Below are 12,607 nucleotides of genomic sequence, written 5' to 3'. Positions count from 1 at the left end.
AATCGAATAAAACAATTGATACCTATCAAAATGCTGTGGGCCACAGCAGGCGTGGTGGTCCTCGGGTTTCTCATCGCGCTGGAGATCGCCGCGCGCCACTACGGGCTGCCCGGGCCGATCACCTCCCAGGTGCAAGAGGTGATCGTCGCCCCCAAATCGGGCTTCCTGCTGTACGCCTGCATGGCGCTGACGATGGTGGTGCTCACCCGCCGGCAACGGTTCATCGCGCTCGGCGCCGCGCTCGGCATCGACGCCGTCTTCCTGCTGGTGCGCTGGGCGGTCGGCGCCGACCTGACCGACGGCCATCCCTTCGGCAACGGCGCGTTGTGGGTGATTCTCGGCTGCGCCGTCATCGCCGTCACGCGCCGCACCGGCCAGGAACGCATCCTGCTGCTGAAGGGCGTCGGCCTGGGCCTGCTGCTGGTGGCCGGCCGCAAGACCGGTGACACCTGGCTGCTCATCACCTCGAAGACCCGCCCGACGGTGCTCGACCCGTACCTGGCGACCGCCGACCACGCACTGGGCAACCCGTCATGGCTGGTGGGCCGGATCGTCACGGCCACCGGCCCGGTCGGCGCCCGTACCCTCGACTACGTCTACGCCCAACTGGCGGTGGCCGCGGTCGTCGTCGCGCTCTACCAGCTGCGCAACGTGGCGGCCGAGCGCCGCTTCCCGCGCCATCACCTGGTGCGGACCTTCCTGGTCATCGGCCTCCTCGGGCCGGGCATCTACATGATCTTCCCGGTCGTCGGACCGATCTTCGCCTACGGCGCCGACGGCGGGCACTGGGCGGTGGCCAACCTGTGGCCGGATCTGCCGCCGCCGATCGACGCCGCCCCGCATGCCATACCGTTCGACGAGATCACCCCGCGCAACTGCATGCCCAGCCTGCACACGGCGTGGGCCACCGCGATCTTCATCCATTCCCGCAAGGGCCCACGCGTGCTGCGCTACGCGGGCACGTTCTGGCTGATCGCCACGCTCACCGCGACGCTGGGATTCGGCTACCACTACGGCGTGGACCTCGTGGCCGGTGTGGTCTTCACCCTCACGATCGAGGCGGCCCTGCGCTCACTCGAACGCGGCTGGGACCGGTCCGGAATTCTCCTGGTCACCTACGGAGTGGCCGTCTTCACGGCGCTGTTGCTGTCCTATCGCTACCTGCCGATGGAGATGGCAGAGCATCCGTGGCTGTTCGGGCCGCTGCTCATCCTGGCGATGGCCTCGGTGATCTACGGCTACGTACGGACCACGAGTCAGTGGGAGACGGAGGCCGTGCCGGCGCGGCAGTCCCAGCCCCAGCACGAACTGGTCAGCGGGTGAGCAGAACCGTCAGGGCGCTCACCCCGCCCGCGCAGGCGAGGAGGGCGCAGGCGCAGGCGGCGTGACGGCGGAGCAGGGTGCGCCGGAGGTCGGCGTAGCGGCTCTCGTACTCCTGCCGCAGCTCCTCGGCCCGCCGGACCGTGCTGTGCACCAGCTGACGGGTGACGTCGAGGCGCCGGCGGACGTAGTGGCCGGTGAGTTCCTCGGCCTCGGCGGTGGTCAGCCACGGCAGCCGTGCGCAGAGCTCTTCGGCCTCGCGTCGCGCCTGGTCGCGATGGGCGTGCGCGAGGAGGTAACCCTCGGCCTCGTCGGCCAGCGCGGGCCGCGGGTCGTCGTGCGGCGCCTCGTGGCTGCCGTGTCTCACGGCCGTTCGCCCCTGTGCCCGCCGGGCTCGACGGCATCGCGCTTGCCGGTGTTCTCTGCCTCGTCCAGCTGGGCGACGTCGGGATGGTGCAGGTCGAAGGCGGGGGATTCGGAGCGGATCCGCGGCAGGGTGACGAAGTTGTGCCGCGGGGGCGGACACGAGGTCGCCCACTCCAGGGAACGCCCGTAGCCCCAGGGGTCGTTGACCTCGACCCGCTTGCCCTGCTGGGCGGTCTTCCACACGTTGTACAGGAACGGCAGCGTGGACAGGCCCAGCAGGAACGCGCCGATCGACGAGACGGTGTTCAGCCAGGTGAATCCGTCCGCGGCCAGGTAGTCGGCGTACCGGCGGGGCATGCCCTCGGCGCCCAGCCAGTGCTGCACCAGGAACGTGGTGTGGAAGCCGACGAACAGCGTCCAGAAGTGGATCTTCTCGATGCGGGTGTCCAGCATCGTGCCGGTCATCTTCGGCCACCAGAAGCTGAAACCGCCGAACATCGCGAACACGATGGTGCCGAAGAGCACGTAGTGGAAGTGCGCGATCACGAAGTAGGAGTCGGTGACGTGCCAGTCCAGGGGCGGCGAGCCGAGGATGACGCCGGTCAGACCGCCGAAGAGGAACGTGACCAGGAAGCCGGCCGCCCACAGCATCGGCGGCTCGAACGACAGCGAGCCCTTCCACATCGTGCCGATCCAGTTGAAGAACTTCACCCCTGTCGGCACGGCGATCAGATACGTCATGAAGGAGAAGAACGGCAGCAGGACCGCGCCGGTGGCGAACATGTGGTGCGCCCATACCGTCACGGACAGCCCGGCGATGGCGATCGTGGCGCCGATCAGACCCGTGTAACCGAAGATCGGCTTACGGGCGAAGACCGGGATGATCTCGGTGATCACGCCGAAGAACGGCAGCGCCAGGATGTACACCTCGGGATGGCCGAAGAACCAGAACAGGTGCTGCCAGAGGACCGCGCCGCCGTTCTCCGCGTTGAACACCTGCGCCCCGAAGCGGCGGTCGGCCTCCAGCACCAGCAGCGCGGCGGCCAGCACCGGGAACGCCAGCAGCACCAGCACCGAGGTGAGCAGCACGTTCCAGGTGAAGATCGGCATCCGGAACATGGTCATGCCGGGGGCGCGCATGCAGATGATCGTGGTGATGAAGTTGACGGAGCCGAGGATGGTGCCGAACCCGGACAGGGCCAGGCCCATGAGCCACAGGTCCCCGCCGACCTGGGGAGTGCGCTCCCCACCACTGAGCGGCGTGTACGCGGTCCAGCCGAAGTCGGCGGCGCCCTGCGGGGTGAGCAGGCTGCCGAGCACGATGAGGCCGCCGAAGAGGAACAGCCAGTACGACAACATGTTCAGCCGCGGGAAGGCCACGTCCGGGGAGCCGATCTGCAACGGCATCACGGCGTTGGCGAACCCGGCGAACGTCGGCGTCGCGAACAGCAGCAGCATGATCGTGCCGTGCATGGTGAACGCCTGGTTGTACTGCTCGTGGGACAGCCACTGGATCCCCGGCCGGGCCAGCTCGGCCCGGATGGCCATCGCCAGCGCCCCGGCGATGAGGAAGAAGACGAACGAGGTGATCAGGTACAGGTGCCCGATCTTCTTGTGGTCCGTCGTCGTCGCCCACGAGACGATCACCTGGCCCGGACCGCGGCGCTCCGCCGCCGGCACCGGAGCGACCGGTTCGGTGTGTGTCGCCATGAGCTCCCCGATCGGCAGTGCTGGTTCGACCCGGCGGAAACTAGTCCAACTGATCCGGAGCAGCCGCCTGACGTGGGGCTTCTCTCGGCTGAACGGCCCAGCGATCCATGCGAACGAGTGGTGCTCCGTTCATGCCGCGCCCGGTGCCGGGAAGGCGGAGTTGGTGTGTGAGCCGGGCGAGGCAGGCGTCCAGGGCGTGCACGCGCCCCGGCAGGATCTCGTGCAGGTCCCACCAGCAGACGGCCTCGATCTCCTCGTTCGGCTGGAACGTCGCGACCTCGGCGCAACGTCCGGAGAACAGCGCGCCGTATTCGACGCGCTGGTCCGGCGCGAGTGTGAAGCGCGGGTATCCGACGAACCGGAGCGGCCCTCCGGGTGTCTGCCCGGTTTCCTCCAAGAGCTCACGAGCGGCCCCCTGGCGCGGAGACTCGCCCGGCTCGATCAGTCCGCCGGGCAGTTCCCAGCCCTGCCGGAAGCGGTCGAACACCAGCAGGACGCGATCGCCGTGCCAGAGGGCCACCAAGGCGAGCGGCAACGGCGCGTCAGTGGGCGGTTGTTCCTCCGCCCGGCGGATGAAGGCAGTCAGGGCGTTGCCGCGGTGGTCGACGGCGAGCGGTCGGGCTGTTGCGTCAGGCATCTCCGCATGATGCCCGGGCTCCGGCGCCCGGGCCGGCGGGCGACGTCGGGAGGGAACAGGTCCTGAACCCCGCCACGACGTCCTGCCCGGGGTGCTGCCGCGTACCGTCGGCCGTCGCGCCGAAGTGCCACGTACGCTCGCCTGATGGACGGGATCATCACGCGGTTGACCGCCGCGGCCACGGCGTCGGCCCCTGCTCTGCTCCTGCGCCCATGGAGGCCGGCCGACGCCGCGCACCTCGTCGACCTGTACCGGGACGAGGCCCTGCGTCGCTGGGTGAGTGCGCGCGTGCACGATCGTGCCAGTGCGGCGCAGTGGGTCGAGGATCAGCAAGGCGGCTGGGAGGCAGGGCACCGTTTCGCGTTCGCCATCTCGGAGATGCGCGCGCATGACACCGAGGGGCGGTTGGTGGGGCACGCCGTCCTCAAGGACGTCACCCCCCAGGGCTCGTCGGCGGAGGTCGGCTACTGGACGGCGGCGCATGCGCGTGGCCGGGGCGTGGCTCCCCGGGCCCTGGAGGCGCTGACTGCCTGGGCCTTCGCCACCTTCGCCGGTGAGGGCCTGACCCGTCTGGAGCTCCTGCACCAGGCGGACAACACGGCCTCGTGCCGCGTCGCGCAGAAGTGCGGCTATGAACTGTCCTCGCTACGGCCCGCGGCGCCACCCGCCTTCCCTCTCGAGGGTCACGTACACGCCCGGGTCCGCGGCCTCTGACCACGCCGAGAGCACGCACCGGATGCGGCCCCGGGCATCACCCGCTGTCCAGGTCGGCGGCGAGTTCGTCGTGCCAGTGGAGGGAGACCCGCTGGTCGAGGATCGTCGCCGCGGCGACCGGGAGGGGGAGTCGGAGGAACTCGCGCAGCGCGCCGGCCGCCTTGTCGCGTGCGTCCCACGCGGTGAGGTCCTCGTGGGACACGGGGGCGGTGCCGCCGTCCCGTAGCAGCCGCCGGGTCGCATGGGCCTCCGCGGCCAGGGTGCGCAGGCGCGAATCCAGGGGGCCGTCCTGGTCGCAGTCGACGGGCAGGCCGCGGTGGATCCGGTCGAGGGCCTCGGCCACCTCCGGGTAGGTGTCGAGGTGCGTCTCCGCGGCCAGGCGCGACAGCTGGGCCACGAAGGCCGCGCGCAGCCGCTGCGGCGGTGTGCGCTCCACGAGCCCGGCCAGATCCAAGTGCCGTACCTGGGCGGGGATTCCGCAGTCCTCCGTGGGGAGGTCGTCCAGGAGGGGCAGCAGCAGGGCACTGGTCAGCTCCGCCGGACCCTCCTCGTCCGGGTCGTAGGCGATGCCGAAGTCCCGCCGCAGTACGGCCAGGAAGCGGGTGTAGGCGGCGGTCGACCCGGGCCACAGGTCGACGCCGAGGCGCCGTGCCTCCGGCCCGCCGGCGGCGGTGCCCTCGCGCGGTGACATGACGCGCCGGGTGTCCTCCCGGGGACACGGCACGCCGTTCTCGGCGAAGGCGAGCACGACCTCCGGGCCGCGTCGGGTCAGCACCGCCACGCGCGTGCCGGCGGACAGGGCGCGCAGCACCTCCGGCCGGGCGAACTGCGCGGCGCCGCCCTCCAGCGTGGCGTACGCCCAGCCGCCGGCCTCGCCCGCACGGACCAGGGGCCGGTGCGCGGCCCACGCGGACTGCGCCGCCCGCTGGGCCTGTCGGCGGTCGCGCGGCCGTACGGTGGCGGGGATCGCGCCGAGCCGGCGCAGCATCTCGGCCGGGGTCAGGCCGGCGGCGAACGCGACGTCAGGCTGGTCCGGGAGCGGTGCGGGATGCGGCCGGCGGGTGCGGACGAAGAAGAGCCGCTGCGTCCCGCCCCGCTCGGGCGGCCGCGGGTCGCTCCCGGCCGCGTTCGGGAAGACCGGGCGCTGCGGCGCCGGCGGGTCGGACTCCGGCTCGGCGAGCGCGGCGGCCCGCGTCAGCGGGGAGACCGCCTCGGCGGGCACGGTCCGCTCCTCCTCCCACCCCAGCTTTCCGGCCACGGCGAGGGGGATGCGGCCGAGGAACACCAGACCGCCCTCCAGGGCGTCCGCGAGGCCGGCCAGAACATGACGCAGCGAGGGCCAATGCGCGAACGAGGGCGTGTCCTCGTCGAAGCGGCGGCCCACCTGACCGTAGCGGGGGCCGGGACGGCAGGCGATGAACAGGCCGTCCGAGGGCCGCCGGCCGATGCCCAGGGTGAGGGGCAACCCGGCCTCACCCGCCCCGAGGCTCTGGAGGAAGGCCGTGTTCCGCACGATGTCCGCGACACCGCACAGCGGTCCGTAGGACGGCAACTGAACTGCGCCGTCGTCGGGTTCCGCCCCGTCGTGGCACCGCAGCGAGGCCACCAGATCCGGGGGGAACGGCACGCCGAGCGTGCGCTGCGCGTCCTCGATGCCGGCCTGCGGAGCGGGCGGGCGCAGCGTGGCGCGGGTGAGGGGAGCGTGCCGGGCCAGCCAGGCGTCGATGCGGGCCCAGGACTCCTCGACGGCGGGGAGGCTCATGGCAGCGGACCCTACGCCGGGCCACTGACAGTGCCCCTGCCCTTCCTGCTCCGGCAGCGTCGTAATCTCGCCGAATTTGTGTGCGGGCGTACGGCGAGGTGAGCGATGAGGCAAGCGGCGGAAGAATGGTGGGTGAGGGCCTGGCGGGGTCCCGGGGCAGGTTCGGACGGAAACGAGCCGCCGGACCCGCTCCGCAACCGCGACCACTGTCTTCGGACCGGCACGAGTGTCTTCGGACCGGCACGAGCGCGCCGAAACGGAGGACCGACGCATGGCCACACCGCTCACCGCCGCCCGGCTCGTCGCCGCGCTGAAGGCCGAGGGCTGCGCCGTTCACGAAGTCGGTGGATGGCGCACCAACAACCGCAACCACAAGGGTCCTTGGGGTCCCGTGCACGGGGTGATGATCCATCACACCGTCACCGGGCCCGGCACGGACGTCGTCGACCTGATCTACCACGGCCACAGCGCCCTGCCCGGTCCGCTCGCCACCGGGTGCATCACCAAGGACGGCGTCGTCCACCTCACCGGCAACGGCCGGGCCAACCACGCCGGCGGCGGCGACGGCGACGTGCTGAATGCCGTCATCGGCGAGTCGTACGGCACGTACCCGCCCGCGACGCACGAGCACGACGGCTCGGCCGGCGCGGTCGACGGCAACGCCCGTTTCTACGGCTGGGAGTGCGAGAACAAGGGCGACGGCAAGGACCCGTGGCCGAGTGCCCAGTACATCGCCATCGTCAAGGCCACCGCCGCGATCTGCCGCGCGCACGGCTGGGGCCCCAAGAGCGCGATCGGTCACCTGGAGTGGAGCGACTGGAAGGTCGACCCGCGCGGATTCGACATGGCCGACTTCCGCCGTGACGTCGCCGACGCCCTGGCCCACTCGGCCGGCTTGTGGGAAGGAGAGGACCCCATGCCCCAGTACGTCAACCTCGGTGCCACCGGGGGCTATCGGCTCGCGCCCGGTGCCTGGGACTCGGTCGAGTTCACCACGGAATGGGCCGACGAGACCGGCCACCACGCCACCGGCGGGAGCGTCTTCGCCCGTGGCCCGGCCCGTTTCAGCGGGAGTGTCAGCCTGCACATCGACGGGCTGCCGGCGGGTGCGGTCGTCCAGGCGCGCATGTCGGAGTACGAGGGCGACCAGCACCGCGCCGACCACCCGATCCACGAGATCGTCGGGACCGGCGGCGGCACCTTCGCGGTCGTGCCCCTGACGAAGCGGCTCCCGTCCCGCCGGAGCATGCGGGTACGGCTGCTGAACCAGGCCGCCGTCCCGGTCACCGTCGCGAGCGCGGTGCTGACCGTGCTGGTGTGGAAGGAGACCTGAGGCCGGGCGGACGACGGGGATCTCCCTTCGACGAGCACCGGCAGCCCCGGCACCCCTTCACCCTCTCCCGCTCGGAGACGATCGCCCGTCCGGACACGTATACCCGGGCATGAACCGAAGCGAGTCACCCCCGTTACGAGTTGAACCGGGGCACGGCCCTGTGATTAGGGTGCGGGCGATGTTCTGCGCAGACGCCACCCCTTTATCCCGGGTAAGACGAGGCACAGCCGCTTCGAGCTTCTTCGGGAGGGCCCGTGAGTGACACGGTGACGACGGCCCGCCCGGTGGCCGAAGAGACCGGGGCGTCGCGGGAAACGGAACAGGGCGCGGCGGCCCGCCCGGTGCGGCAGCGGGACGCGTTCTTCGACAACGCCAAGTACCTGGCGATCGTGCTGGTGGCCGTGGGACACGCCTGGGAGCCGCTGCGGCCGGGCAGCAGGGCCGTCACCGCGCTCTACATGGTCGTCTACGCGTTCCACATGCCGGCGTTCATCATCGTCTCCGGCTACTTCTCGCGCACCTTCGACGGGAGCCCGGGGCGCCTCAAACGCCTGGTCACCGGTGTCGCCGTGCCGTACGTGGTGTTCGAGACGGCCTACACCCTGTTCACCCGGTGGACCAGCCAGGACCCCGACCGCCCGGTAAGCCTGCTGGACCCGCTGTATCTGACCTGGTTCCTGGCGGCGTTGTTCGTCTGGCGGCTGACGACACCTCTCTGGCGGCATGTGCGGTGGCCGCTGCCGACGGCCCTCGTCATCGCGATGCTGGCGACGCTCTCGCCGTCCATCGGCCAGGACCTCGACCTCCAGCGCACCCTGCAGTTCCTGCCGTACTTCGTGTTCGGCCTGCTGCTGCGGCCGGAGCACTTCCGGCTGGTGCGCCGGCGCAAGGCGCGGCTCCTCGCCGTGCCGGTGGGCGCCGGTGCGCTGGGTGTGGCGTACTGGGTGGTGCCGCGGATGAACTACGCCTGGTTCTTCCACGCCGACAGCGCCCGGGAACTGGCCGCCCCGTTCTGGTACGGGCCCGTGATGACGCTGGCGTCCTTCGGCTGCTCGGCCGTCCTGGTCGCCTGCTTCCTCGCATGGGTGCCCGGGCGCCGGACGTGGTTCACCGCCCTGGGCGCGGGCACGCTGTCCGGCTACCTGCTGCACGGTTTCGTCGCGCAGGCCGCCAAGTACTGGGGCTGGTACGAGCCGGCCTGGGTCCACGGACCCGTCGGCGTGCTTGCCGCCACCCTGGTCGCGGCCGTGGTCGTCACGGCGCTGTGCACGACCTCCGTGCGGCGTGTCTTCCGCTGTGTGACGGAACCAGGGATGGCGTGGGCCTTCGGCACCGGGAACGCGGCCCCGCCGCGGGGCGATGCCCGCGGGTGACGCCTACTGCTGCGGGCTGGGTTCCTGCTGCACCGGTGCGTGCCCGTTCAGGGCCTGCGTCATCTGGTGCTGCGTCTCTTCGGCGACGACGCGAGCCTCCTCGACGACGTCACCGCGTTCGCGTATGAGGCTTTCGTAGATCGGCAGTTCTTCGTTCCTGGGCGAGTCGGGTTTCACAGGGGTTGTCCTAACGCTTTACAGCCGGGTCTGAGGGGCCCGTGTAAGTCTGCGTCATGCCGTGCCGGGGTGTTACCCACCCCCGTCGTGTCCAGAATTCCGTCACGAGCTTCGCGAATTCCCCATCTTTGCGACCGTGGGAAAATACCCGGGCACGGCGAAGGGCCCCGGGAAGCACGTCCCGGGGCCCTTTACGCGGATGCCGTCAGAGCGACGTCGTGTGCACGCCCGCGCTGCCGCCGGCCGCGGCGCCCTCCGGCGACACGGCGCCCTGGAGGTCGGCGCAGACGCCCGCGGTCAGGGGCTCGACCAGGCCGCTGGAGAGGCTGCCCACGAGGCCCAGGGAGGCGCCGCCCGCCATACCGCCGGAGACGGTCTCCAGGTCGGCGTCGGACAGCTCGGCGATGTCGACCCGAGAGGTGAGGTTCATTGGAGGTGTTTCCCTTCGCGTGAATATCTCGCAGTGGCGGCGAGCGTGGGGGGTCGCCGGATCCAGAACCGGGATTCCGCACCGACGGCTCCGCCGTGCGCAGGATCAAAGCACTCCACGGGAGAAAAGATCCAGCCGCCTCCCGGCGCCGCACCGAGCTTTTCGGCGACCGTCTTCACCGCCATGACCGCGGGCACACGAAACGCACCCACTTCTTCACACACCCTGTCGCTCTGTCGCGCGCACGTGCATTGCGCCCCGATTCCCGAAGCGGGCACTTCGGCGCCAAGTTCTCGTGCCGCGTCACGGACTTGGCGCCCGGCCCGTCGTTCCACGGTGTCCTGGCGAACGGTGTGCAGATGTGCTGGAGGTTCGGATTCCGCTTCGTCAGGCCGTCGCGGCCGGCTGCATCAGCCGGGCCAGCAGATCGTCCAGGGTGACCAGGCCGGTGAGCCGGCCCGCGGTGTCACGGACCACGGCCAAAGAGGACCGGCGGCGGCGCAGCACCTCGATCGCGTCGGCGACCGTGGTGGCCTCCGTCAGCTCGGGCACCGGCCGGGCCAGTTCACGGGCGGTCGTGGCCCGCCCCCGGGCCCGGGCGACCAGGGCGTCACGGGCGTGGACCGAGCCGAGGACGGTGCCGTTCTCCCGGACGAGCAGCCGGGTGCGGTCGAGGTCGGCCGCCAGCCGCAGCAGTGCCTCGACGTCCGTGCCGCCCTCGACCCAGGTGATCTCCGCGGCCGGGATCCGCAGTGCCGCGACCGGTGTCTCCGGCTCGGTCAGCGAGCGGGTCAGCAGCTCCGAGTCGGCCGTGCTGATCAGGCCCAGCCGCTCGGACTCCGCCACCAGGTGCGTCAGCTGCTCCCGGTTGTGCACCGAGGCCAGCTCGTCGCGCGGGGCCACCCGGCACAGCCGTACCAGCGCGTTGCTCACCGCGTTGAGCAGCCGGATCAGCGGCCGTACGGCCCGCACCACGGCCCGGAACGGCGGGGAGAGCAGCATCGCCGAACGCTCGGGGTGGGCGATCGCCCATGACTTGGGGGCCATCTCGCCCACCACCATGTGCAGGAACACCACCACGACCATCGCCACGGCGAACGCCACGCCGTAGCTCACGGCACTGGGCAGGCCCAGTTTGTGCAGCAGCGGGTCGAGTTCGTGCGAGATCGCCGGCTTGGACACCGAGCCCAGGCCCAGCGTGCACACGGTGATGCCCAGCTGGGCGCCGGCCAGCATCAGCGACAGCTCGCGCATACCGGCCAGGGCCGCCCCGGCGCCGCGCCGACCCTCGGCCGCCGCCTTCTCCATGCGGTGCCGTTTGGCGGCGACCAGCGCGAACTCGGCCGCCACGAAGAAGCCGCTGCCGATCAGCAGCAGCACGGTCACGAAGGCCGCCATCGGGAAACTCACGCCATCTCCTCGGCTTCCGCGGCCTGCACCACTGGGCTGATCCGGACCCGGTCGGCCACGTGCCGGTCCAGTGTGCGGACGTCGATCACGACCCGGCCGCCCCCGGGCAGCTCGACCGTGACCCGGTCGCCGACTGTCGGGAAGCGGCCGAGCCGGTCCACGACCAGGCCGGCCACGGTGTCGTAGTCGTCGTCCTCCGGCAGCCGGACACCGGTGGCCTCGGCCACCTCGTCCAGCCGGCGGCCGGCGTCCACCAGCCAGCCGTCGCCGTCCGCGACGGCGAGCACGGTGACCCGGTCGGACTCGTCGGCGATGTCGCCGACCAGCTCCTCGGCGATGTCCTCGTACGTGACGATGCCCGCCACGCCGCCGTGCTCGTCGAGGACGACCGCGAACTCGTCGTCCTGCTCCCGCATCCGCGTCACCGCGTCCGGCAGCCCGAGGGTGTCCGGCAGCAGCAGGGGCCGCCGGGCCACCTCACCGGCATTCGCACCGGCGAGGCGCGCGGCGGGCAGCGCCATCAGCTCGCGCACGCCCAGCACGCCCACGATGTCGTCCGGGTGGTCGCCGAGGACCGGGTAGTTGGAGTGGCCGTGTTCGGCGATCAGGCCGACCGCCTCGTCGGCGCCGGCGTCCTTGCGGACGAAGACGGCGTCGGCGCGCGGCACCATCACCTCGTCGAGGGTCCGCTCGGAGAACTCCAGCGCGTGGTCCAGCAGCGCGGCGGTGTCCTTGGGCAGGGCGCCCTGCTCGTGCGACTCGCCGATCAGATGGCCCAGCTCCTCCAGCGTGGCGCCGTGATGCAGCTCCTCGACCGGCTCGATGCCGGCCTTGCGCAGCAGCCTGTTCGCCGCGCTGTCGAAGACGCGTACGACAGGGCCCACGACCTTCAGATACGCCAGCGTCGACGGGGCCAGCGCCTTCGCCAGCCGCTCCGGTACGGCGATCGCGAGGTTCTTCGGGGCCAGTTCGCCCAGCACCATCTGCACGACCGTGGCCAGAACGAAGGCCAGCGTCACGGAGACGCCGCTCACGGCCGCGTCGGGCAGGCCGAGCCCGGACAGGGCGGGCCTGAGCAGCGCGGACACAGACGGCTCGGCGATGAAGCCGACGACCAGGCCGGTGACGGTGATGCCGAGCTGCGCGCCCGACAGCATGAACGACAGCCGCTCCAGTACTCGCAGGGCGCGGGTGGCCTTCTTGTCCCCGGCTTCGGCCTCGCGCGCGAGCGTGAGCCGGTCCGCGGAGACGTAGGCGAACTCCTGGGCGACGAAGTAGCCCGTGCCGGCGGTCAGCACGAACACGGCGAGCAGGCCCAGCAGGGCGTTCGCGGCACTCATCGAACACCATCCCGCCGTGTGCCGCGATCACTGAT

Annotated in this window: 12 protein-coding genes; 4 read left to right on the top strand and 8 right to left on the bottom strand. The window is 71.3% G+C overall.

The genetic code is table 11. The features are described 5' to 3' along the window. Positions 1-30 precede the first annotated feature (30 nt). Positions 31-1,323 (top strand): phosphatase PAP2 family protein, encoded by a 1,293-nt coding sequence (locus MQE23_RS11785; RefSeq protein ID WP_243379121.1) that lies wholly within the window; start codon positions 31-33, stop codon positions 1,321-1,323. On the opposite strand, the gene MQE23_RS11780 is transcribed toward MQE23_RS11785, so the two are convergent. Genes MQE23_RS11780 through MQE23_RS11770 form a run of 3 tightly spaced genes read right to left on the bottom strand, consistent with a single transcriptional unit; the run spans position 1,313 to position 4,033 of the window. Then, complete coding sequence (locus MQE23_RS11780) at positions 1,313-1,687, bottom strand: hypothetical protein (protein ID WP_243379120.1); 375 nt, start codon at positions 1,685-1,687, stop codon at positions 1,313-1,315. The two genes, MQE23_RS11785 and MQE23_RS11780, sit on opposite strands and share 11 nt — an antisense overlap. Beyond that, positions 1,684-3,396, bottom strand: coding sequence for a cytochrome c oxidase subunit I (gene ctaD / locus MQE23_RS11775; protein WP_243379119.1), 1,713 nt, complete (start codon positions 3,394-3,396; stop codon positions 1,684-1,686). Before ctaD ends, MQE23_RS11780 begins: the two co-directional genes overlap by 4 nt. Positions 3,397-3,436: 40 nt before the next feature. Continuing rightward, on the bottom strand, positions 3,437-4,033 hold the full coding sequence (locus MQE23_RS11770) for an NUDIX hydrolase (protein ID WP_063610754.1): 597 nt from the start codon (positions 4,031-4,033) through the stop codon (positions 3,437-3,439). 144 nt (positions 4,034-4,177) lie between these two features. Between MQE23_RS11770 and MQE23_RS11765 the strand changes: the two genes are divergently transcribed. Further along, positions 4,178-4,747, top strand: a complete 570-nt coding sequence (locus MQE23_RS11765; RefSeq protein WP_243379118.1) for a GNAT family N-acetyltransferase — start codon at positions 4,178-4,180, stop codon at positions 4,745-4,747. A 37-nt stretch (positions 4,748-4,784) separates the two neighbouring features. On the opposite strand, the gene MQE23_RS11760 is transcribed toward MQE23_RS11765, so the two are convergent. Further along, positions 4,785-6,509 (bottom strand): hypothetical protein, encoded by a 1,725-nt coding sequence (locus tag MQE23_RS11760; protein ID WP_243379116.1) that lies wholly within the window; start codon positions 6,507-6,509, stop codon positions 4,785-4,787. A gap of 271 nt (positions 6,510-6,780) precedes the next feature. Here MQE23_RS11760 and MQE23_RS11755 point away from each other — a divergent pair, with 271 nt between their 5' ends. Continuing rightward, a complete protein-coding gene (locus MQE23_RS11755; protein ID WP_020272394.1) occupies positions 6,781-7,842 on the top strand; it encodes an N-acetylmuramoyl-L-alanine amidase in 1,062 nt (353 codons plus the stop codon). Between the two features lie 254 nt (positions 7,843-8,096). Further along, positions 8,097-9,215 (top strand): acyltransferase family protein, encoded by a 1,119-nt coding sequence (locus MQE23_RS11750; RefSeq protein WP_243379115.1) that lies wholly within the window; start codon positions 8,097-8,099, stop codon positions 9,213-9,215. 3 nt (positions 9,216-9,218) lie between these two features. Here MQE23_RS11750 and MQE23_RS11745 read toward each other — a convergent pair whose 3' ends face one another. From MQE23_RS11745 to MQE23_RS11730, 4 genes are all read right to left on the bottom strand, one after another. After that, the gene (locus MQE23_RS11745) at positions 9,219-9,392 is read right to left on the bottom strand and encodes a hypothetical protein (protein ID WP_020272396.1); all 174 of its coding nucleotides are present in this window, start codon (positions 9,390-9,392) and stop codon (positions 9,219-9,221) included. Between the two features lie 205 nt (positions 9,393-9,597). Further along, positions 9,598-9,822 carry a hypothetical protein gene (locus MQE23_RS11740; RefSeq protein WP_020272397.1) on the bottom strand — a complete coding sequence of 75 codons (225 nt, stop codon included), beginning with the start codon at positions 9,820-9,822 and terminating at the stop codon, positions 9,598-9,600. 387 nt (positions 9,823-10,209) lie between these two features. After that, positions 10,210-11,232, bottom strand: coding sequence for a hemolysin family protein (locus tag MQE23_RS11735; RefSeq protein ID WP_243379114.1), 1,023 nt, complete (start codon positions 11,230-11,232; stop codon positions 10,210-10,212). Next, the gene (locus MQE23_RS11730; RefSeq protein ID WP_243379113.1) at positions 11,229-12,572 is read right to left on the bottom strand and encodes a hemolysin family protein; all 1,344 of its coding nucleotides are present in this window, start codon (positions 12,570-12,572) and stop codon (positions 11,229-11,231) included. The genes MQE23_RS11735 and MQE23_RS11730 overlap by 4 nt, the downstream gene beginning before the upstream one ends. Positions 12,573-12,607: the final 35 nt, after the last annotated feature.

Origin of the sequence: Streptomyces sp. HP-A2021, from assembly GCF_022807935.1 — a bacterium.
Lineage (GTDB): Bacteria > Actinomycetota > Actinomycetes > Streptomycetales > Streptomycetaceae > Streptomyces > Streptomyces afghaniensis.
This window is presented reverse-complemented; position numbering and strand designations above follow the sequence as displayed.

Bases quoted from the DNA above. Each gene is read 5' to 3' on its own strand.
- MQE23_RS11785 (WP_243379121.1), top strand. From the start codon at position 31: ATGCTGTGGGCCACAGCAGGCGTGGTGGTCCTCGGGTTTCTCATCGCG.
- ctaD (WP_243379119.1), bottom strand. From the start codon at position 3,396: ATGGCGACACACACCGAACCGGTCGCTCCGGTGCCGGCGGCGGAGCGC.
- MQE23_RS11770 (WP_063610754.1), bottom strand. From the start codon at position 4,033: ATGCCTGACGCAACAGCCCGACCGCTCGCCGTCGACCACCGCGGCAAC.
- MQE23_RS11765 (WP_243379118.1), top strand. From the start codon at position 4,178: ATGGACGGGATCATCACGCGGTTGACCGCCGCGGCCACGGCGTCGGCC.
- MQE23_RS11760 (WP_243379116.1), bottom strand. From the start codon at position 6,509: ATGAGCCTCCCCGCCGTCGAGGAGTCCTGGGCCCGCATCGACGCCTGG.
- MQE23_RS11755 (WP_020272394.1), top strand. From the start codon at position 6,781: ATGGCCACACCGCTCACCGCCGCCCGGCTCGTCGCCGCGCTGAAGGCC.
- MQE23_RS11740 (WP_020272397.1), bottom strand. From the start codon at position 9,822: ATGAACCTCACCTCTCGGGTCGACATCGCCGAGCTGTCCGACGCCGAC.
- MQE23_RS11730 (WP_243379113.1), bottom strand. From the start codon at position 12,572: ATGAGTGCCGCGAACGCCCTGCTGGGCCTGCTCGCCGTGTTCGTGCTG.